At 70.1% G+C, this 20,548-nt stretch carries 16 protein-coding genes, 2 tRNA genes and 1 pseudogene; 3 read left to right on the top strand and 16 right to left on the bottom strand.

Annotation, left to right across the window (positions count from 1 at the left end):
* The 3 genes and pseudogenes from AOK24_RS26140 to pgsA all read right to left on the bottom strand — a co-directional run.
* A partial coding sequence (locus AOK24_RS26140; protein WP_159051985.1) for a glycosyltransferase family 4 protein occupies positions 1-586 on the bottom strand: 586 nt, incomplete at its 3' end.
* A complete protein-coding gene (locus tag AOK24_RS26135) occupies positions 583-1,491 on the bottom strand; it encodes a phosphatidylinositol mannoside acyltransferase (RefSeq protein WP_055722515.1) in 909 nt (302 codons plus the stop codon). The genes AOK24_RS26135 and AOK24_RS26140, both read right to left, overlap by 4 nt.
* Positions 1,488-2,211: pseudogene (pgsA, locus tag AOK24_RS26130) on the bottom strand (phosphatidylinositol phosphate synthase). The gene AOK24_RS26135 and the pseudogene pgsA overlap by 4 nt, the downstream one beginning before the upstream one ends.
* Positions 2,212-2,414: 203 nt before the next feature.
* On the opposite strand from pgsA, the gene AOK24_RS26125 reads away from it, so the two are divergent.
* Together AOK24_RS26125 and AOK24_RS26120 are read left to right on the top strand one after the other, a co-directional pair.
* Positions 2,415-4,610, top strand: a complete 2,196-nt coding sequence (locus tag AOK24_RS26125) for an elongation factor G-like protein EF-G2 (protein WP_055722513.1) — start codon at positions 2,415-2,417, stop codon at positions 4,608-4,610.
* 280 nt (positions 4,611-4,890) lie between these two features.
* Positions 4,891-6,552 (top strand): hypothetical protein, encoded by a 1,662-nt coding sequence (locus AOK24_RS26120; protein WP_055722512.1) that lies wholly within the window; start codon positions 4,891-4,893, stop codon positions 6,550-6,552.
* Positions 6,553-6,571: 19 nt separating this feature from the next.
* Here the strand turns inward: AOK24_RS26120 and AOK24_RS26115 are convergent, their stop codons facing one another.
* From AOK24_RS26115 to AOK24_RS26100, 4 genes are all read right to left on the bottom strand, one after another.
* Positions 6,572-7,135, bottom strand: coding sequence for an HIT family protein (locus AOK24_RS26115; protein ID WP_055722511.1), 564 nt, complete (start codon positions 7,133-7,135; stop codon positions 6,572-6,574).
* Between the two features lie 65 nt (positions 7,136-7,200).
* Positions 7,201-9,177 carry a threonine--tRNA ligase gene (gene thrS / locus AOK24_RS26110; protein WP_055722510.1) on the bottom strand — a complete coding sequence of 659 codons (1,977 nt, stop codon included), beginning with the start codon at positions 9,175-9,177 and terminating at the stop codon, positions 7,201-7,203.
* A gap of 104 nt (positions 9,178-9,281) precedes the next feature.
* Entirely contained in the window at positions 9,282-10,499 is a 1,218-nt protein-coding gene (locus AOK24_RS26105; protein ID WP_055722509.1) for a hypothetical protein, read from the bottom strand.
* Entirely contained in the window at positions 10,496-11,062 is a 567-nt protein-coding gene (locus AOK24_RS26100; protein WP_055722508.1) for a DUF4365 domain-containing protein, read from the bottom strand. The genes AOK24_RS26105 and AOK24_RS26100 overlap by 4 nt, the downstream gene beginning before the upstream one ends.
* A gap of 168 nt (positions 11,063-11,230) precedes the next feature.
* Here AOK24_RS26100 and AOK24_RS26095 point away from each other — a divergent pair, with 168 nt between their 5' ends.
* On the top strand, positions 11,231-11,959 hold the full coding sequence (locus AOK24_RS26095; RefSeq protein WP_055722507.1) for a 3'-5' exonuclease: 729 nt from the start codon (positions 11,231-11,233) through the stop codon (positions 11,957-11,959).
* 47 nt (positions 11,960-12,006) lie between these two features.
* Here the strand turns inward: AOK24_RS26095 and AOK24_RS26090 are convergent.
* The 9 genes from AOK24_RS26090 to AOK24_RS26050 form a co-directional block, all read right to left on the bottom strand.
* Positions 12,007-12,078, bottom strand: a tRNA-Val gene (locus tag AOK24_RS26090).
* A gap of 39 nt (positions 12,079-12,117) precedes the next feature.
* A complete protein-coding gene (locus AOK24_RS26085; protein ID WP_055722506.1) occupies positions 12,118-12,567 on the bottom strand; it encodes an SRPBCC family protein in 450 nt (149 codons plus the stop codon).
* A gap of 104 nt (positions 12,568-12,671) precedes the next feature.
* Entirely contained in the window at positions 12,672-15,407 is a 2,736-nt protein-coding gene (locus AOK24_RS26080; RefSeq protein ID WP_055722505.1) for an exo-rhamnogalacturonan lyase family protein, read from the bottom strand.
* Between the two features lie 127 nt (positions 15,408-15,534).
* Positions 15,535-16,134 (bottom strand): hypothetical protein, encoded by a 600-nt coding sequence (locus AOK24_RS26075; RefSeq protein WP_055722504.1) that lies wholly within the window; start codon positions 16,132-16,134, stop codon positions 15,535-15,537.
* 4 nt (positions 16,135-16,138) lie between these two features.
* Positions 16,139-17,011, bottom strand: coding sequence for a carbohydrate ABC transporter permease (locus AOK24_RS26070; RefSeq protein WP_055722503.1), 873 nt, complete (start codon positions 17,009-17,011; stop codon positions 16,139-16,141).
* A complete protein-coding gene (locus tag AOK24_RS26065) occupies positions 17,008-18,009 on the bottom strand; it encodes a carbohydrate ABC transporter permease (RefSeq protein WP_055722502.1) in 1,002 nt (333 codons plus the stop codon). The genes AOK24_RS26070 and AOK24_RS26065 overlap by 4 nt, the downstream gene beginning before the upstream one ends.
* The gene (locus tag AOK24_RS26060) at positions 18,009-19,298 is read right to left on the bottom strand and encodes an ABC transporter substrate-binding protein (protein ID WP_055722501.1); all 1,290 of its coding nucleotides are present in this window, start codon (positions 19,296-19,298) and stop codon (positions 18,009-18,011) included. Before AOK24_RS26060 ends, AOK24_RS26065 begins: the two co-directional genes overlap by 1 nt.
* A gap of 326 nt (positions 19,299-19,624) precedes the next feature.
* The gene (locus AOK24_RS26055; protein ID WP_055722500.1) at positions 19,625-20,410 is read right to left on the bottom strand and encodes a glycosyltransferase family 2 protein; all 786 of its coding nucleotides are present in this window, start codon (positions 20,408-20,410) and stop codon (positions 19,625-19,627) included.
* Positions 20,411-20,473: 63 nt separating this feature from the next.
* A tRNA-Val gene (locus AOK24_RS26050) sits at positions 20,474-20,545 on the bottom strand.
* Positions 20,546-20,548: the final 3 nt, after the last annotated feature.

The following is a 20,548-nucleotide window of genomic DNA, read 5'->3' as shown; positions in this document are numbered from 1 at the left end:
CACCCGAACCATCCACCCCGCGCCCCCGCCCCTGCCACTCCGCCCGAGGCTCGGCTCTGGCGAAGAAGTCCACGTCGACCCCGTTGGGGATCACCACCGCGTCTCCGCCGAGGTGTTCCACCAGAGTGCGCCGCGCGTACTCGCTCACCGCGATGCGCGCGCTGATCTTCTCCAGTGCGGCCTGGAGGATGGAGTACGCGGCGATCATGGCGCGGGAGCGCGGGTTGGAGGTGTGGAACGTGGCGACCATCGGCCCTTGCGCGGCCCAGCACGTGAGCAACCCCAGGGAGGGGGACGTCGGTTCGTGGATGTGGACGACGTCGAAGGCGCCGTCGTGGAGCCACCGGCGTACGCGCGCGGCGCTGAGGAAGCCGAAGTTGAGGCGGGCGACGGAGCCGTTGTACGGGACGGGGACGGCGCGGCCGGCGGAGACGACGTACGGCGGGAGCGGCGTGTCGTCGTCGGCGGGGGCGAGGACGGAGACCTCGTGCCCCAGGCGGATGAAGTACTCCGCGAGGTCGCGGATGTGGAACTGGACGCCGCCCGGCACGTCCCAGGAGTACGGGCAGACGATCCCGATCCTCACGCGGGCCCCCTCGCGGGGTCGAGGTCCGCGAGCCACAGCCGCTGGAGCATGTGCCAGTCCTCCGGATGGTCGGCGATTCCCGAGGCGAAGGCATCTGCCAGCGCCTGTGCCATGACAGACGTCTTCTCGTCCCGGGTACCTGACTCGGGTACCTCGATCGGGGGATGCACGCGTCCTCGCATGACGGGCGAGTCGTCGTACCAGAGGGTCACCGGCAGCAGCAGCGCCCCGGTCTGCTGGGCGAGCAGGGAGGGCCCGGCGGGGATGCGGGTCCGCTCGCCGAAGAAGTCGACCTCGACGCCGTTCGCGGACAGGTCGCGCTCGGCGACGAGGCACACGAGCCCCCCGTCGCGCAGGCGCCGCGCGAGGGTGGCGAAGGCGGTGCCGCCGCTGTGCGGCAGGACCTCCATGCCGAGCCCCTGCCGGTAGGCGACGAACCGGTCGTACAGGGACTCGGGCTTGAGGCGTTCGGCGACCGTCGTGAACGGGGTGTCGAGTTTCGTCGTCACCCACGCGCCCGCGAGGTCCCAGTTCGCCATGTGCGGCAGCGCGAGGACGACGCCCTTGCCGGAGGCGAGGGCGTCGGTGAGGTGGTGGACGTCCTTGGGGTCGAAGCCGCCCCGGACGCGTTCCTTGCTCCACGCGGGCAGGCGGAAGGACTCCATCCAGTACCGCAGGTACGACCGCATGCCCGCGCGGGACAGCTCCCTGAGCTGCTCGGGGCTCGCGCCCGGCCGTACGCGCGCGTAGTTGCTCTCCAGCCGCAGCACCCCCTTGCCGCGCCGGCGCCAGGCGAGGTCGGCGATGGCCTGTCCGAGGCGTACGGCGGCGGGTTCGGGGAGCTTCTTGACGGCCCCCCAGCCGGCGCCGTACAGCGCGTCCGTCAACCGGTCCCGGGCGTTCACCCGGCCGTCTCCTGCTGCGCGGCGGCGGCAGCGGCGTCGGCCTCGGCGGACTCGCGGCGGACCGTGACGACGCGCTGGATCAGCGTGACGAGGCTGCCGACGGCGACCAGCCACAGCGCGACCGGCAGCAGGTACTGGATGCCGGGCACGCCGAACGTGTGGAGCCCGGCGAGCCCCGCGGCGACCAGGGACACCACGAGCCGCTCGGCGCGCTCCACGAGCCCGTTGACGGCCACCGGAAGCCCGATCGACTCGCCGCGCGCCTTCGTGTACGACACGACCTGCCCGCTCGCCAGGCAGAAGATCGAGACGGCGCACAGCACGTTGTCGTCGCCGTTGCCCGCGTACCAGAGCGCGAACCCGCCGAAGATGGCGCCGTCGGCGACCCGGTCCAGCGTGGAGTCCAGGAAGGCGCCCCAGCGGCTGGAACGGCCGAGCTGGCGGGCCATGTTCCCGTCGACCAGGTCGGAGAACACGAACAGCGTGATGACGATCGTGCCCCAGAAGAACTCGCCCCGGGGGAAGAAGACCAGCGCGCCCGCGATCACACCCGCCGTGCCGATCAGCGTGACCGTGTCGGGGCTGACGCCCCGCCTGATCAGAAACGTGGCGAACGGTGTGAGGACACGCGTGAAGAACGCACGCGCGTACTTGTTCAGCATGGCTTTCCCGACAGTCGTAAGGCGCCGCGCGGCCCTTGCTGGCCACCGGCTGGCCCATCGTAGCCACGCGCGCGCCTGTACGACGGTCGGGCACCCGCACCCACCCTTTGGCGCGAAGGGTTCGCGTCCGCCGTATGGACGCCCCGTGACGGGAGTGGAAAGCTCGAAGGACCGCGGGCGTCATCGGAGCCGCCGCTGGTCGCGGATCCCCGTGTGTGCCCGCGTCCCAGGGACCTCACCCGATGCTCGGGAGGCAAGGACATGGGCGACAAGGCGAACGCACACCTCGGGGCCGCCGGCAGGGCTACGGCGGCCGGCCACCCCGCGTCCGTACGGAATGTGGTGCTGGTCGGCCACTGCGGAGCGGGCAAGACGACACTGGTGGAGGCCCTCGCGCTGACGGCGGGGGCGGTGAACAGGGCGGGCCGGGTCGAGGACGGCGGCACCGTCTCCGACTACGACGAGATCGAGCACCGCCAGCAGCGGTCCGTACAGCTCTCGCTGGTGCCCGTCGAATGGAACGGCATCAAGGTCAACCTCCTCGACACACCCGGGTACGCCGACTTCGTCGGCGAGCTGAGGGCCGGTCTGCGCGCGGCGGACGCGGCCCTCTTCGTCGTCTCGGCGGCGGACGGCGTGGACGGCTCGACGCGCATGGTGTGGGACGAGTGCGCGGCCGTGGGCATGCCGCGCGCGATCGTCGTCACGCACCTGGAGTCGGCCCGCGCGGACTTCGAGGAGATGGTCCGCACGTGCGCGCAGGCGTTCGGCGGGGACGACCCCGACGCCGTGCTCCCGCTCTACCTGCCGCTGCACGGACCCGCGGGCCCCGACGGCCACGCGCCCGTCACCGGCCTCACCGGGCTCCTCACGCGCACCCTGTTCGACTACGCGTCCGGCGAGCGCAAGGAGTCCGAGCCGGACGAGGCGCAGCTCCCGGCGATCGAGGAGGCCCGCAACCGGCTCATCGAGGGGATCATCGCGGAGAGCGAGGACGAGACCCTCATGGACCGCTACCTGGACGGCGAGCAGATCGACGTCCAGACCCTCATCGACGACCTGGAGCGGGCCGTCGCGCGCGGCACGTTCTTCCCCGTCCTCGCGGGCGCGCCCGCCGCCGACGGCGCCCGGCAGGGCATCGGGACCGTCGAACTCCTCGAACTGGTCACCCGCGGCTTCCCCACCCCGCTGGAGCGCGAGGCACCGCACGTGACGACCATCGACGGCCGTACGCGCGCGCTGAAGCCCTGCGACCCGGACGGCCCTCTGGTCGCCGAGGTCGTGAAGACCACCTCCGACCCGTACGTCGGCCGGATCTCCCTCGTCCGCGTCTTCTCCGGCACCCTGCGCCCCGACGAAACGGTCCACGTGTCCGGGCACGGGCTCGCCGACCGGGGGCACGAGGACCACGACGTCGACGAGCGGGTGGGCGCCCTGTCGGCGCCGTTCGGGAAGCAGCAGCGGACGCTGTCGCACTGCATCGCCGGGGACCTCGCGTGCGTCGCGAAGCTCGGGCGGGCCGAGACCGGGGACACGCTGTCCGCGAAGGACGACCCGCTGCTGATGGCCGCCTGGCGGATGCCCGACCCGCTGCTGCCGCTCGCCATCGAGGCACACAGCAAGGCCGACGAGGACAAGCTCTCCCAGGGCCTCGCCCGGCTCGTCGCCGAGGACCCCACGATGCGCCTCGAACACAACCCGCACACCCACCAGGTCGTCCTGTGGGCGCTCGGCGAGGCCCACGCGGACGTCGCGCTGGAGCGGCTGCGCAGCCGGTACGGGGTGCAGGTCGACGTCGTCCCGCACAAGGTGTCGCTGCGCGAGACGTTCGCCGGGCGCTCCGGCGGGCGCGGGCGGCACGTCAAGCAGTCCGGGGGGCACGGGCAGTACGCCATCTGCGAGATCGAGGTCGAGCCGCTGCCCGGCGGCTCCGGCATCGAGTTCGTCGACAAGGTGGTCGGCGGCGCGGTGCCCCGGCAGTTCATCCCGTCCGTCGAGAAGGGCGTGCGCGCGCAGGCCGCGCGCGGGGTCGTCGCCGGGTACCCGCTCGTCGACGTCCGCGTCACCCTCCTCGACGGCAAGGCCCACTCCGTGGACTCCTCCGACGCCGCGTTCCAGACGGCCGGCGCCCTCGCCCTGCGCGAAGCCGCCGCCGACGCGACGATCCACCTGCTGGAGCCCGTCGCCGAGATCAGCGTCCTGGTCGGCGACGACTACGTGGGCGCCGTCATGAGCGACCTCTCCGGCCGCCGGGGCCGCGTCCTCGGCACGGAACAGACCAGCTCAGGACGGACGCTGGTGCGCGCCGAGGTGCCCGAGATCGAGATCGGCCGGTACGCGGTCGACCTGCGCTCCCTGTCCCACGGCACGGCCCGCTTCGACCGCGTGTACGCACGGCACGAGGCGATGCCGGCGCACGTGGCGGAGAGGGTGCGGGGGCAGGAGGAGAAGGCGTAAAGAGGCGGGGGCGACGGGGCGGGCGCAGCCATCCACCAGGCACAGTGCTCGCCCCCAACTCCCCGTCCCCGTGCGCCTCCACGCGCCCCCGCGAGCCGAACATGCGCCCGGGGGCGGCGAGTTCACGGAACCTCCCCCTCCGTTCCGCCGGTCCGCTCCCCCGCTCCGGGTCCGGATGTCAGTGGGGGCGGATACCCTGATGACCTGATCAACAGGTGTGCGGAGCACGGAAGTCGGGAAAGCCGCAGGAGCGGGTCCGGGCGGCGATGGGGGCGGTTACATGACCGTTAACAGTGTGTACGGCGACATCTTCGGCCCACAGGTGCCGCTGATGGGCGACGGAGGGCAGACGGCGACCTTCGCGCTGGCCTCGGCCGCCTACCGGGACAGCCCGGCGGAGGAGATAAAGAAGGCCGACAACGAGTGGCACCAGTCGTCGGTGAGCACAGGCCGCAAGTGGGCCAAGATCTTCCGGCCCAACCTCGGCGAGGCCTTCTCCCAGGCCGTCATCGACCGCATGCTCGGCGTCGGCCGCAAACCCCTCATCCAGTCCTTCGGCGCGGAACCCGCCGTCGTCGTCGAGCACTGCCTCGCCGCGAACAACATCCGCCGCGAGCGGGACCGCAAGCTCGCCGCCGTCATGTTCCTGTGCGGCGTCGTCTTCCTGCCCGGCCTGCTGGTCTGGCTGGGCGTCTTCCAGCTCCGCGCGATGATGGGCAAGAGCAGCAACAAGCGCGCCTCCGGCCTCGCCACCGCCCTCCTCGTCGTCGTCGGCATCCTCGCCGCGCTCCTCCTGATCAAGCTCCCCTTCGGCGGCATCCTCGGCTGGTACGTGCGCGGGGCGATCGTCGCCCCCGTCGCCGGCTGGTTCCTCGCCCGCCGCATCTGCGAGTCCACCGCGAGGGACCTGCGCGAACGCTGGGACAGCCTCCTGTCCGGCGCCGGCGTCGGCGCGAAGATCCCCGAGGCCGTCCCCACCAGCCCCGACCAGGCCGCCGCCGAACAGCTCCGCCAGTCCCTGGCCCGCCTCTCCGCCGAACAGCAGTCCAACGGCGTCTTCTACGCGGGCCCCAAGGGCATCCTCGGCATGGGCACCCGCTGGGGCTCCTGGCACCTCGCCGAAGAACTCGTCCCCCTCGACCCGGTCAAGGGCGTCCACGAGTTCCGCAGCTGGACCGTCGCCCGCGCCATCAGCGACCAGCTCAACCTGCTGCAACGCCAGAGCCTCAAGACCGGCGGCTTCCCCGCCCCCTCCGTACGGCACTGGATCGTCTCCCACGTCGGCGAGGGCGCCAAGGCCGTCAGCCGGCCCGAGGGCACCGACGTCGAGGCGTACCAGTTCAAGCCCAAGGCCATCGAGGACATCTGCAACACCCAGCAGTTCGGCAGCGGCAACCGCCACTACCTCGGCGTCCAGTGGACCACCTGGGACGGCCAGCTCATCATCACGATGATGATCACCGTCACCGTCCTGCACGAGACGCTGCGCATAGAGGTCACCGGCCACGCGCTGGGCCCCGTCAACGGCCTGTTCATGTCCAAGCCCGAGGCCCCCACCAAGGAGGTCGCCAAGACCGTCCGCTTCTGGGAGACCCGCAAGATAAAACTCCCCCTCGTCACCACCGACGAGGTCGTCCGCCTCGGCGCCCGCGCGACGATCAGCTGGTACCCCCCGCTCCTCCAGTGGCTCGGCGGCTCCATCACCCTCCCCGAACCCTTCGGCCTGCGCCACGCCTGGGCCGACCAGCCCTGGAAGAACCGCTTCATGGCCGACGACGCCCTGCGCGCCGCCACCCCCGTCCTGCGCGTCGTCCACGCCGCGACGATCAAGGTCCTCCAGGAACACGACGTGGACGTCAGCAAGTTCACCGCCCGCGCCGGGGTCCTCAGCGGCGGCGTCCAGGACCCGAGCCCGGGCAAGGCCGACACCTACAACGCGTGAGCGCGGGCCGGCCGGGCCCTCACGACTCGGCCGGCCACGCCTCCGCCAGCATCTTCCGCGTGTCCGCCAGCAACTGCGGCAACACCCGCGTGTGCCCCACCACCGGCATGAAGTTCGTGTCCCCGCCCCACCTCGGCACGATGTGCTGATGCAGGTGCGCCGCGATCCCCGCGCCCGCCACCGCACCCTGGTTCATCCCCAGGTTGAACCCGTGCGCCCCCGACGCCTTCCGCAACGCCGTCATCGCCTGCTTCGTCAGCAGCGCGACCTCCGCCGTCTCCTCGACCGTGAGATCCGTGTAATCGGCGACGTGACGATACGGCACAGCCATCGCGTGACCACCCGTGTACGGGTACAGGTTGAGCACGACATACGCCAGCTCCCCCCGCCTGACGATCAGCCCGTCCTCGTCGGACTTCGCCGGAATCGAGCAGAACGGGCAACCGTCGTCGGCCCCCGGGCCGGTCGGCTTGCTCTCACCCTGGATGTAGGCCATCCGATGAGGCGTCCACAGGCGCTGGAACGCGTCCGGCACGCCCACTCCGATCTGCTGCTCCGGCTCACTCGTCATGGTGAGCAGCATATGGCGTACGCCTGGGGGCAGGAGAAAGGCCCCCGGAGCGAACTCCGGGGGCCCTGAAACCGCTGTCAGACCTGGACGCGACGCTCCACGACGTCGACCAGCTTCGCGAGGGCCTCGTCCCGGGGGATGCCGTTCTCCTGCGAACCGTCCCGGTAGCGGAAGGAGACCGTCCCGGCGTTCATGTCCTCGTCGCCGACGATGATCATGAACGGGACTTTGGACCTCTGTGCGTTCCTGATCTTCTTCTGCATCCGGTCCGACGACGAGTCCACCTCGACCCGCAGCCCCTTCTTCTTCGCCTCGGCCGCGAACTCCGTCAGGTAGTCGATGTGCGCGTCCCCGATCGGGATACCCACCGCCTGCACCGGCGCCAGCCACGCCGGGAACGCGCCCGCGTAGTGCTCGAGCAGCACCGCGAAGAAGCGCTCGATGGACCCGAACAACGCACGGTGGATCATGACCGGACGCTGCTTCGTACCGTCCGCCGACGTGTACTCCAGGTCGAACCGCTCCGGCAGGTTGAAGTCGAGCTGGATGGTCGACATCTGCCAGGTGCGGCCAATCGCATCTTTGGTCTGCACCGAGATCTTCGGCCCGTAGAACGCCGCCCCGCCCGGGTCCGGCACCAACGGCAGCCCCTGCTTCTCAGCCACCTGCCGCAGCGTCTCCGTGGCCTCTTCCCAGACCTCATCGCTGCCGACAAACTTCTCGGGGTCTTTGGTCGACAGCTCCAGGTAGAAGTCGTCCAGCCCGTAGTCCCGCAGCAGCCCCAGCACGAACGTCAGCGTCCGGTCCAACTCGTCGGACATCTGCTCACGCGTGCAGTAGATGTGCGCGTCGTCCTGAGTGAACCCGCGCGCACGGGTCAGACCATGCACGACGCCCGACTTCTCGTACCGGTACACGGTCCCGAACTCGAAGAGCCTCAGCGGCAGTTCACGGTACGACCGCCCCCGCGCATCGAAGATCAGGTTGTGCATCGGGCAGTTCATCGGCTTGAGGTAGTAGTCCACGCCCTCGTCGAGCTGCATGGGCGGGTACATGCCATCGGCGTACCAGTCGAGGTGACCGGACTGCTCGAAAAGCTTGCCCTTGGTCGCATGCGGCGTATAGACGAACTCGTACCCCTCCTCCTCGTGCCGCCGCCGCGAGTAGTCCTCCATCACCCGGCGGATGATCCCGCCCTTGGGGTGGAAGACCGCGAGCCCGGAGCCGATCTGCTCGGGGATGGAGAAGAGGTCCAGCTCGTTGCCGAGCTTGCGGTGGTCGCGCTTCTCGGCCTCGGCGAGGAAGTCGAGGTACGCCTTCAGCTCGTCCTTGGACGGCCAGGCGGTGCCGTAGATGCGCTGGAGCATGGGGTTCTTCTCGCTGCCACGCCAGTACGCGGCGGCGTTCCGCATCAGCTTGAACGCCGGGATCAGCCGGGTCGACGGCAGGTGAGGACCCCGGCAGAGGTCCTTCCAGCACAGCTCGCCGGTCTTCGCGTCGAGGTTGTCGTAGATCGTCAGCTCACCGGCACCGACCTCGACGTCCGCGCCGTCGTCGGAGGACGCGGACCCCTTGAGCCCGATCAGCTCCAGCTTGTACGGCTCGTTCGCGAGCTCCTCGCGGGCGGCCTCGTCGGTCACCACACGGCGCGCGAACTTCTGGCCCCTGCGCTGGATCTCCTGCATCTTCTTCTCGATGGCCTTGAGATCCTCGGGCGTGAACGGCTTCTCGACGTCGAAGTCGTAGTAGAAGCCGTCCTTGACCGGCGGTCCGATGCCGAGCTTGGCCTCGGGGAAGATCTCCTGCACGGCCTGCGCCATGACGTGCGCGGTGGAGTGGCGCAGGATGTTGAGGCCGTCCTCGGAAGTGATCTCGACGCCTTCGACGGTCTCGCCGTCGGACAGCACGTACGCCAGGTCCTTCAGCTCACCGCCCACGCGCGCGGCGACGATCGAGCGCTCGCCGGCGAAGAGGTCGGCAGCCGTGGTCCCCGTCGTCACCACGCGCTCTTCCCGCTCGGAATCGCGTTGGATGGTCACACGGACGTCTGACACCGGTCTCTCCTGCCTGAAGGTGAAATGCGGCGCCATACGAGGAGCGCGCGCAAGAGGGGATCGTACCGACCCGGGACCACCCTCCGCGAAACAAGGCCCCGAGGTCAGTCGTCGATCTCGCCCCCGCACGCCTCCTCGAAGTAGTCGAGGTTCTCCTGGAGCGACTTGAGCAGCCGGTCGCGCTCTTCGTCGTCGACTTCGACGGGTACGACGCCGTACCCCTGCGCGAGCCGCCGGAACCCGCCCCGGCTCTCCAGCCGTCCGCGCACGCGCACCGGCAGCCCCAGCAGGTGGGCTTGTCCGGCGATCCGGTAGTCCTCCTCGTCGAGCCGCACCCGCACCTGGGCGACCTCGGCCCCCGCGAGGACCCGCAGCCGCACGCTGCCCTCTCCCCGGGGCCCGGAGCGCCGCAGCCGTACGACGGCTCCGGTCACCGTGACCGGCACGGACGGCTCCTCCCGCAGGTACCGCGCCCCGGCCTCCCGCAGTACGGGTACGTCCCCCGGCGAGAACTCGACGGCCTCCCCGGACCCGGCGCACCCCTCGGGCACCCCGGCGCCGGGCGCCCACGCGACGGCGATGCGCGCGCCCTCCGTACCCCGCACGAGCGCGATGAGCGCCTCGGTCAGCTCCCGGCTGACGCCCGCCTCGACGGCGCCGTCGAAGGCGTCCATGCCGCCGGTGGCACGCTGGTAGTCGATGGCTTCTCGGGCGGCGTACAGCGCCTGGTGGAGGCGGACGGCGAGGGGCCGGGCGGCGGCGACGGGGACGAACGCGGTGAGCCGGCGTCCCCCTTCGGCGGTGCCGACGAGGACGTCGTCGAGGAGCGCGGAGGCGCTGCGGCGGTGGCGGGCGCCGTGGTACCCGGCGGGGGCGCGGGTCGCGAGGGCCCCGGCGAGGAGGGTGCGGCGGGCGGCGGTGCGCAGGTCGTCATCGGCGTTCCAGGAAGCCGCGTTCCAGGCCACGGCCCCTTCAGGGATGTCGCGCCACCAGCGGATCTCGTCGCTGGGGACGGCGAGCCCAAGGAGGACTTCGCGGGCGGCGGGTGTCCCGGTGCGGGTGAGGGCGGTGAGTGCCTCGGTGAGGAGGTCGTCGCTGTCGGGGTAGGCGCGGTTCTCGGGGACGAGGAGGCTGGTGGCGGTGCCGGGTCCTGGCGGGGTCCAGCGTCCGTAGCGGCCGGGTGCGCCGCCGCGTCGCTGCCAGCCGTGGCGGTGCAGGAGGGCGGCGAGGACGGCGGGGTCGACGTCGGTGGCGTCGGGGACGCGGTACCAGCCGTCGGGTTCGGGGTGGGGCCGTAGTTCGTCGAGCGGCCGGTGGCTCATGGTCGTCCTCCCGTCCCGACCCGCGTCATGATCTCGCACAGCGCCCGGTCGTCGAAGATGCGTGAGGTCGGTATCCGTACGGTGGTGCGGGTGCGGCCGGTGATGGGCTGGCCGGCGAGGTTGACCCAGTAGCAGCAGTGCCGCAGGTCGAGGCGGTCGTGGCTGGCGCGCAGCCAGTCGTCCGGGGAGCGCGGGACGAGCATGACGACCAGGATCTTGTGCACGGACACCGGGGTGCGGGCGAGTTTGCGCAGGTGGTCGTTTTCGAGGGTGAAGGGGAAGGTGCGGCCCGGCGGGTGGGGCGGGAGCTGGTAGGTCGCCTTGAGCTGGACCTTGATGGTGACTTCGTCGTCGACGGTGTGGCCGGGCGAGCCGTGGCTGACGTGCCAGTCGATGCCGTTGTCCGGGAACGGCTGGGAGAGCGAGCAGCCGGCCGCGGCGGCGACGGCGTGCAGGTAGCCGACCTGGAGGGTCTCCATGCAGGCGGTGGTGGCGAGCGTGCCGCGCCGGGGGCCCGTGCGCTCGGGCAGCAGCCCGCCCCGTTCGGGCTGCGCTATCGCCATGGCCAACAGCCTTCCCCGTTGTGCTGGTTCTTGGTGCGGTCCGGTGAACTCCCTGGTCCCGCACTCCTGTTGTGTCCTTCCGGCGTACGGCGCAAACAGCCCGGGTATCACCAAACAGGCAGAAGACGGCATGTCATCGGCCAGGCGTGAACGAGGGGTTGTGAGGATATGACGTGCTGGTACGAAGGCCCCCTCGCGGCCTTCGACACGGAGACGACAGGAGTGGACGTCGAGTCGGACCGGATCGTGTCGGCCGCGCTCGTCGTGCAGGACGCCACGGGGACCCGGCCCCGGGTGAACCGCTGGCTGGTCAACCCGGGGGTGCCGGTGCCGAGTTCGGCGACGGCGGTGCACGGGCTGACGGAGGAGCACCTCCAGCGCAACGGTCGCTGGCCGGCTCCGGTGATGTACGAGATAGCGGAGCTGCTGACCGAACAGGCGGCGGTGGGGCGGCCGTTGGTGGTGATGAACGCGCCGTTCGACCTGACGCTCCTGGACCGCGAGCTGCGTCGGCACCGGGCGTCGTCGCTGGACGACTGGCTGGGGCAGTCGGCGCTGCGTGTCCTGGACCCCCGGGTCCTCGACAAGCACCTGGACCGCTACCGCAAGGGCCGCCGCACGCTGACGGACCTGTGCGCGCACTACGAGGTGACGCTGGCCGAGGCGCACGACGCGGCGGCCGACGCGCTGGCCGCGCTGGAGGTCGTACGGGCGGTAGGGCGCCGCTTCTCGGCCCGCCTCGAACGGCTCTCCCCCGGCGAGCTGCACACGCTCCAGACGGGCTGGCACGCGGCCCAGGCGCGCGGCCTCCAGGCGTGGTTCGCGCGCAGCGGCCAGGAGGAGACGGTCGACCCGTCCTGGCCCCTGCGCCCACCGGCTCTCCCGGCGGCGGCGTGAGGGCAAGCGAAAGGCCGGTCAGCTGAGGCTGACCGGCCTTTTCCCGGTGGGCGATACTGGGTTCGAACCAGTGACCTCTTCGGTGTGAACGAAGCGCTCTCCCACTGAGCTAATCGCCCGGGAACGCACTGAACAATACAGTCCCGCGCACGGTTCCTTCAAACCGCCCGCAGAGCGCGAACCAGCCCGCGCCGCCCGCCCCGCATCATCAGCCGGTGATTGAGCCGGAACACGGGCCGCCCGGGCACGGCGAGCAGCCGCAGCAACGGCTTGTTCACGACGACGACGACTTGCTCGTACGTCGCCAGCGTCCCCCCGCCACGAGCCTCAAGGCTCCACCGCGCCCACCCTTCGAGGTCCCCGATCATGGCGATCTCCAGCACCCCGGCGCGGGGGTCGCGCCGGACTTCGCGGGCGGTGAAGGTGAGGGTGTAGGGAAGGGTGGCGCGGATACGGACGAGGCCGCTGGTGTCGTCGATCCGGGTGACGGAACGGACCTGCGGCCACCAACGGGGGTACTCCTCGGCCCGCTCCAGTGCGCCGTACACCACATCGACGGGCGCAGGCAGGCGCCACAGACTACGGAAGCGGTAATGCGACCAATCCACGACCGCAAGTCTCCCCCAAGACCTCAGCCACGTCTTTTAGGGGCGCGGGGAACTGCGCGACCAGCCACGACGGCCCGCAGTCCCCCACGATCCCAAGCCACCCCCTACGAAGGCATCTTGTTCCCCAGCAGCGCGAGGTTCTCGATGGCCGCCAGCCCGTACAGCGCGGTGTCGTTGGTGGACACCCACGTCGCCTCGCTACCGGCGACCAGTGCCGTGGGCCCGCTCACCTTCTCCGTGCGCCACGGCGCCGACTCCTTGTACCCGTCGGAGTTGTAGAACTTGTCCCAGGCCCGCTTGGCGAGCTTCTCGTCGCCGGTCTTGACGGCGGCGTACGCGTCGAGGCGGGAGTGTCCCTGGAAGAGCAGCAGCGTCCCGAAGTTGGACCCGTACCGTGCCGCCTGTTCGGCCTTGGTCGCGTTGAAGTAGCGGCAGTAGTCGAAGTAGGCCTCGTTGAAGCGGGGCATGTCGACGAGGTGGATCAACTCGGCGCAGAGTTCGTTGAGTCCGAAGACGGCGGAGAGGTGCGAGACCCCGACGACCGGCGCGGGCGCGACCGCGAACTTCCCCGTGTCGAGGTCGTACAGCCCGTTGCCCTGCACGAACCCGTTGGGCTGCGCGGCGATGGTCTCCATGGTGGACAGGACGCGCGCCTTGGCCTTCTCCCACTTGGGCCCGCGCCGTTCCCACTCGGTGAGCCACGCGGAGACGAGCCCGCTCCAGTCGGTGCCGAACCCGATGGACAGGGCGTGCCGGTCGGGCGTGTAGGGCTCGGTGCGGATCTTGCGGATGGGGTCGAGGACGAGGAACGTCTCGTCGGAGTCGACGTTGGCGTGCATGAGGTCACCGACGCGTTCGTCGGCGGTGAGGAAGTAGTAGTAGCGGCGGTACGTCGTGTTGGCGATCCGCTGCTGCTTGGCGCTGTCGGCGTAGTGCTGGACGCCGTGCCGGGTGCCGAGCCCGGCCCACTTGCCGAGGTGGTAGACGTCGACCTCGCCGGTGTGCCGGGTCATGGCCTCGGCGAACCGGAAGATGTCGGAGCGGCCTGAGCGCAGGTACGCATACCAGAGCCAGAGGTCGGGCGAGAGTTCGGAGTTGTCCCACGCGTACCCGCCGATGTCGTACCGCCACTGGTGGCGGACGGTGTCGTACGTGTGCATGATGTCGCCGTAGTCCCAGAAGCCGTACCAACGGCGCTGTTCCACCTGGTCCTTGTAGTACGTGAAGAGGAAGTCGAGGTGGTCCTCGATCTTCGCCTTGGCCGGGGTGGAGCGGTCGGGTTCGGCGTAGAGGCCGGGCCCGAAGACGCCGGCCTTGATCAACTGCTTGGGCGGCGCGGCGAGTTGCGGCAACACCCGGACGGCGTCGACCTGTTGGGCGAGGGCTTCCGGCGTCGGGGTGGACTCGTTGGCCCAGAAGAGGAGTTCGGAGGTGCGGGCGATGCCGTAGGGCGTGCCGAACTCGGGCTCGTAGTCCTCGTAGGTGATGTTGAGGCCTTCGAGCTGTTCGGGGAACGTGTCCTGGCCCATGCCGTCGTGGTAGAAGCGCAGGTCCATGGGCTGGGCCTCGGGGGACCAGAGCCAGAGGGTGACCTCGGCCTCGTCGGTCTGGGCGTCGCGGATGTCGAGCTGGGAGGGGTGGCGCTCCCAGAAGTCCCGCAGCCCGAAGGAGAATCCGCCGCTCGCGCCGCCGACGTACCCGAACCCGGAGGCCCGCCTGCCGCCGCCGGCGCCGATCCAGCCGTGGCCCTTCTTGGTGCGCTTGCGGACGGTGAAGCCGTCGGCGGAGAGCTGGGAGAGGGTGTAGTCGCCCCACTCGGGGATGTACTGGAGACGCGTGGTGACCCGCTGGTCCCAGGTCGAGGGGTCGGGCAGCTTCTTGCCGGCGAACTGGGCTTCCTGGACGGCGATTCCGGGGTCGCGGCGCAGGCCGGTGATGCCCTTGACGGCCTCGCGGAGCAACCCGGTGCCCTCGCCGCCGATGCGGATGTGGCGGTCGTAGGACTGGTCGCGCATGGGCACGGTGAAGCGGACACCGAGGCCGCGGATGAAGTCGCCGCTGGCCTTGCCGGGTTCCTGGGTGCCGTCGTAGGTGATGGTGTGGACCATGCGGAAGGAGTCGGCGCCCGCGTAGAAGTAGAGGCGGATCGAGAAGGGGAGCCAACTCCGGTTGCCCTTGCGGTGCTTGCCGTCGATGCGGACGACCGCGCGGACGGGGCCGTCCTGTTCGACGGTCACCGAGGAGATGGCGCCCTCGAAGCGCTCGGTCTTGACGGTGCCCTGGTCCTCGTCCTCGATCTCGGGCTGGCGGATGAGGACGAGGCGGCCGTTCTTGGCGATCTCGGTGGAGCCGCGCTTCACGGACTTGATGAGCGTGGCACCGGACTTGCCGATCTTCACGTCCACGACGCCGGTCGACACGTCGATCGTGCCGCCGCTCTTGTCGACGGTGACCTTCTTGCCGGGCGCGGCCGGTGTGCCGGGGGCGAGGGTGAGCTTGCCGTCGCCCGAACTCACCGCGTGCGCGGTCCACTTGAGGGAGCCGTCGGGCCAGTAGGCGATGGGCCAGGACTGGACGGGGACGTCCTTGCCGGCGGCGTCGGTGACCGCGAAGGCCTGGTCCTCCCGGAAGGCGCCCATCGGCCAGGGCACGCCGAGCGTGGAGCCGGGGGCGGCGCCCTGGCCGCCGTCCTCCAGCCAGTCCAGGGTCACCGGGTCGCGGTCGCCGCTCCCGGCGCTGGGTGCGGCGGAGGCGTTCGAGCCGAGCGCCCAGCTGAACTGTGCGGCGACTCCGGCGACGGCTGCCGCTTTGAGGAGGGATCTGCGAGGAAGGGGGGACATGGCCGTTCCTTTCCGTGCGGGGAAGCTTCGGGCTGGTCAAGGGCATGACAGAGGAAGGCACGGGGACACCGGCCTTGGTTCCGGTACGGCGCCGGGGGCGCCCGCGTCGTACCGGCAGAACGACTGCTCAGCGGCGCCGGTACCGCTCCTCCACCGCGAGCGCCGCCGCGACGACGGCGCCGAGGACGGGAGCGCCCAGGGGCGCGATGAACCACGCGGACATGACGACGACGGCGAGCCCGGCGACGACGAGGAAGGAGCCGGCCGGGTCGAGGACCGTACGGCGCCCGGACTCGGCGAGCAGCTCGCGCCAGCGGTCGCCCGGCGTCCAGACGGCCGCGGCCCGCAGCAGCGCGACGGCGGCCCCGATCAGGGCGAACACCCCGATCGCGCCGATCAGCGGCCCGCCCGGCAGCCCCGCGCGCACGGCCCACACGTCGACCCAGACCGCGACGACGGCCGCCCACCCGGCGAGCCCGACGGCCCACCCGCCGCGCAGCGCCGTACGGAAGTCGGCGATGAACTCCCGCAGTCCGCCGTCCACATGGGCGGTACGGCGGGCCAGGTGGCGGCTGCCGGCGGCGAGCGCGGCAGGGTAGGTGACGACGCCGAGGCAGGCGACGGCGATCCAGACGCCGGTGAGCAGGCACTCGGCGAACACTGCGAACCTCTCGGCGAACACGGACTCCTTGCGCGGCTTCGGCTTCACCCTCGTCTCGGTGGCCATGGCGTCAGCCCTTGAGTCCGGAGGTCGCCATGCCGTCGATGAGGTAGCGCTGGAAGGCGAGGAAGAAGGCGAGGACGGGCAGCAGCGCGACCAGCGACATGGCGATCATGCCGCCGTAGTCGGCCACGCCTTCCTGGTCGACGAACATCTTCAGGCCCAGGGAGACGGTGTACTTGTCGGGCTCGTTGAGGTAGATCAGCGGGCCCATGAAGTCGTTCCACGAGTTGATGAACGTGAAGATCGCGCTGGTGATGAGGGCGGGGCGGCACAGCGGGAGCACGATCGACCAGTAGATGCGCAGGTGTCCGCAGCCGTCGAGGCGGGCGGCCTCGTCGAGTTCCTTGGGCAGGTTGCGCATGAACTGGACCATGAGGAAGACGAAGAAGGCTTCCGTGGCGAGGTACTTGCCCAGCAGCAGCGGGGTGTACGTGTTGATCATGTCCATGTTGCGGAAGAGCACGTACTGCGGGATGAGCAGGACGTGGTACGGCAGCAGGAGGGTGCCGATCATCAGCGTGAAGAGCAGGTTGCGGCCGGCGAACTTGATCCGCGCGAACGCGTACGCCGTGAGCGAGCAGGAGATCAGGATGCCGATCACGGAACCGATGGCGAGGGTCAGCGAGTTGACGAAGAACGTCGAGATGGAGATGTCGGCGATGCCGTCGCTGAGCCGCTCGTAGTTGGCGGTGATCGGGTCGGAGGGGAAGAGGTCGAGGCTGCCGACGATGTCCTCGCTCTTCTTGAACGAGCCGCCGACGACCCAGATCACGGGGTAGAGGATCACGGCGAGGATCGCGAGGGAGCCGAGGTGCCAGGCGAGGGACCCGGCGCGTTTGCGGCCGACCCCCTTCGTCTCGTGGAGGGTCGTGGAACTCATCGGGCGTCCTCCTCGTAGTGCACCCACTTCTTCTGGGACCAGAAGAGGACGGCGGTGACCAGCGCGACGGCGACGAGCAGCAGCCACGCCATGGCGGAGGCGAGGCCCATGCGGCTGTTCTCGAAGCCCTGGACGTACAGATAACAGGTGTAGACCATCGATCCGTCGGCCGGTCCGCAGGCGTTGCCGCCCGCGCCGCCGCCGACGATGTACGCCGAGCTGAAGATCTGGAAGGAGTGGATGGTCTCCAGCAGGACGTTGAAGAAGAGGACCGGGGAGATCATCGGCAGGGTGATGTTCCAGAACCTGCGCCAGGTCCCGGCGCCGTCCATCTCGGCGGCCTCGTACAGCTCGCGCGGGACCTGCTTGAGGCCGGCGAGGAAGATGACCATCGGGGCGCCGAACTGCCAGACGGTGAGGGCGACGAGGCTGTAGATGATCAGCTCGGGGTCACCGGTCCAGCCGCCCGCGTTGATCCCGAAGAACTGCTGGGTCTGGTCGACGACCGCGTCGTCCGAGAAGATCGCCTTCCAGACGATCGCGATGGAGACGCTGGCCCCGATCAGGGAAGGGGCGTAGAACGCGGCCCGGTAGAAGGCCTGGCCGCGCCGCTTCTGGGCGAGCAGCAGGGCGACGCCGAGCGCGGCGAGCAGCTTGAGGGGCGTACCGACGACGACGTACCAGAGGGTGACCTGCACCGAGTGGCGCCAGCGGGGGTCGCCGAACATCTCGGAGAAGTTGTCGAGGCCGATCCACTTCGGCGGGTCGAAGAGGTTGTAGTCGGTGAACGCGAAGTAGAGCGAGGCGACCATCGGGCCCGCCGTGAGCAGCAGGAACCCGGCGATCCACGGCGACATGAAGAGGTAGCCGGCCAGGTTCTCCCGGCGCAGGCGGCGCTTGAGCGCGGGGGGTTTGGCCAACCGCTCCGGGCCGCGGGGCGGCCCGGAGTCCTCGGTCAGGCCCTCCAGCGCGGGGGCGTGTGTCACGGTGGTTCCCATCAGGCCGAGAGGGCCGTCTTCGACTCGGTGAAGAACTGCTTGACGGCGTCGTCCACCGACCGGGTCCCGAGCGCGAGTTCCTCGGCGATCCGCAGGAACGCGGACTCGCAGATGTCGGCGCCGCTGGGGTGCGGGGTGATGGGCTCCAGGACGCCGGAGGAGACGAGGGACTCCTCGTAGGCGGCGATCGACTTGGCGACCTCGTCGGTCGGCTTGAACGCGTCGTACTGCGCCTGGGTGGCGGGCACGCCCCGGTCGTAGCCCATGATCTTGGCGACCTCGGGGTCGTGGACCATGAAGCTGATGAACTGGGCGACTTCCTTGGGGTGCTTGGTGCGCTTGGAGGCGCTCAGCATGAGGGAGCCGAGGTACTGGCCGGTCTTCTTGCCGTCGGTGGTGGGGATGGGGGCGAGGCGGTACTGGCTCTTGCCCTCGGAGGTGTAGCGGACGGTGAAGTTGTCCCAGGTGAACTCGCCGGCGGCGAGTTCGGCGGCGACCGCGGACTTCGGCTTGACCTGCGCGACTTTCTTGGCGTCGGCGAACTCGCCCTGTTCCAGGCCCTGTTCGGCCTTGGTCCACCAGTCCTTCAGGTCCGACTCGGTGAATCCGAGGCCGTCGGCGGTGAAGAACGCCTTGCCGTTCTGACGGAGGTACAGGTCGTAGAGGTACATGACGCCGTACATGCCGGAGTCGCCCGCGCGGCCGGTCTTCTGGTGGATCTTCAGCATCGCGGCGTGGAAGTCGTTCCAGGTCCAGCCCTGCTTCGGGGTGACGCCGGAGCGGGTGTAGACGGGCTGGTCGATGACCAGGGCCATCGAGTTGGAGCCGACCGGGACGCCGAGGAGCTTGCCGTCGACCTCGCCGAACTTGTCGAGTCCGGCGCGGAATCCGTCCATGGAGAGGTTCCCGGCCTTGACCTGTGAACTCAGGTCGAGCAGAACGTTCTTCGCGTCGTATTTCCGCAGGAATCCGATGGCGTTCTGGAAGACGTCCGGCGGATTTCCGCCCGAGGCCTGCGTATTGAACTTCTTCCAGAAGTCCGTGTACGGCTGGAAGTCCGTTTTCACCTTGATCTTCGGGTACTTCTTCTCGAAGAGCGCGATGGTCTGGTTGATTCTCTTGGCGCGGTCGTCGGCTCCCCACCACGCGTAACGGATCGTCACCGTCCCGTCGGAGGACGAACCGCTGTCCCCGCCGCATCCCGTAGTCGCCGCCAGCCCGAGTGTGGCTGCCGTAGCTCCGGCCGCCTTCAGGATCGTTCGCCTCTCAACATTCCTGCTGGTTCCCACAGTCGGGCCCTCCCCGCAGCGTCGTTGCCGCTTGCATGAATCGTTTCAAGAAAGCGCTTGCTGGCACAAGGTACGAGGGGGGTGAGAGAGCGTCAATGATTCGGACAGGATTTTCTTCCGAGACGGCTTGGGGACGGCCCCCCGCACCAAGTCCCCTACTCGGCAGTCACCTTGACATACCCGCAGGTGAACGAGGCCGGTTCGGTCCCCCGAACATCCGGAACCCCACCGGGCGCCGACGAGCATGGGCCGAAATTCGCCGGGACGGTTTGAACGGGGTCTTGAGACGGTCTGGTACGGGTACGACGGACTGGCGCCGTTTGTCCCTAGTCCTGCCGCTGATCTTGCCGCTGGCCTTGCCGCTGATCCTGCCGCTGCTCGAACATCGCCGCGAGCTGCTGGGCCCGCTCGTCGATCAGGCGCATCCGCAGGGCCCGTTCGACCGGCTCCGCGTGAGCGTCGCCCGCGGAGACCTGACCGGGCCACTTGCGGTACAGCAGGCCCGGTTCACCGGTGAAGTGGCCCGGCGCGACCGCACCCGCCGCGATCAGCAGTCCCGTGTCGTCGGAGCCGGGTACGGCCATCCAGCCGCCGAGAGCCACGGCCAGGGTGCGGCGGATGCACAGGGTGGTGGGGTGGACGGGGAGGCGGTGGCCGTGGGTGCGCCAGTAGGCGGCGACCGCGCCCCGAGGGATCGGGCCGGGGTCGGGGTCGTTGTCGTTGGCGGCCGTCGTGCCGTCGGGCAGGAGGTCGAGGGCGCGTGAGGTGGTCCAGTCGGTCGCCGGGTCGCTCATGGCCTCGATGTCCCTGGCCAGGGCGCCGGGGGTGAGGACGTCGTCCTGGTCGAGGTTCTTGACCAGGGAGCCCCCGGCGCGGGCGAGGCCGAGGTTGCGGGTGATGGCGACGCCGCCATGGCGGCCACGCGCCGGACGGATCCGGGGGTCCTGCGGGAGCAGCGCCTCGGCGGCGCCCGTCCCGCCGTCCTCCTGGACGATCCACTCCCAGGCCCAGCCCGGCGGCAGGGTCTGCGCGGCGAGGGAGGCGTGGGCGGCCGTCAGGTACGCGGGGTGGGGGTCGTAGATCGGCGTGATGATCGATATCAGGCTGGCCATGCGTTTCCCCCCTGGGCATGCACCAGGGGCCGTTCCGGTGTCCGGAACGGCCCCTGGATCGGGTGGGCGATACTGGGTTCGAACCAGTGACCTCTTCGGTGTGAACGAAGCGCTCTCCCACTGAGCTAATCGCCCGGG

Origin of the sequence: Streptomyces niveiscabiei, assembly GCF_001419795.1 — a bacterium.
Taxonomy (GTDB): Bacteria; Actinomycetota; Actinomycetes; order Streptomycetales; family Streptomycetaceae; genus Streptomyces; species Streptomyces niveiscabiei.
This window is presented reverse-complemented; position numbering and strand designations above follow the sequence as displayed.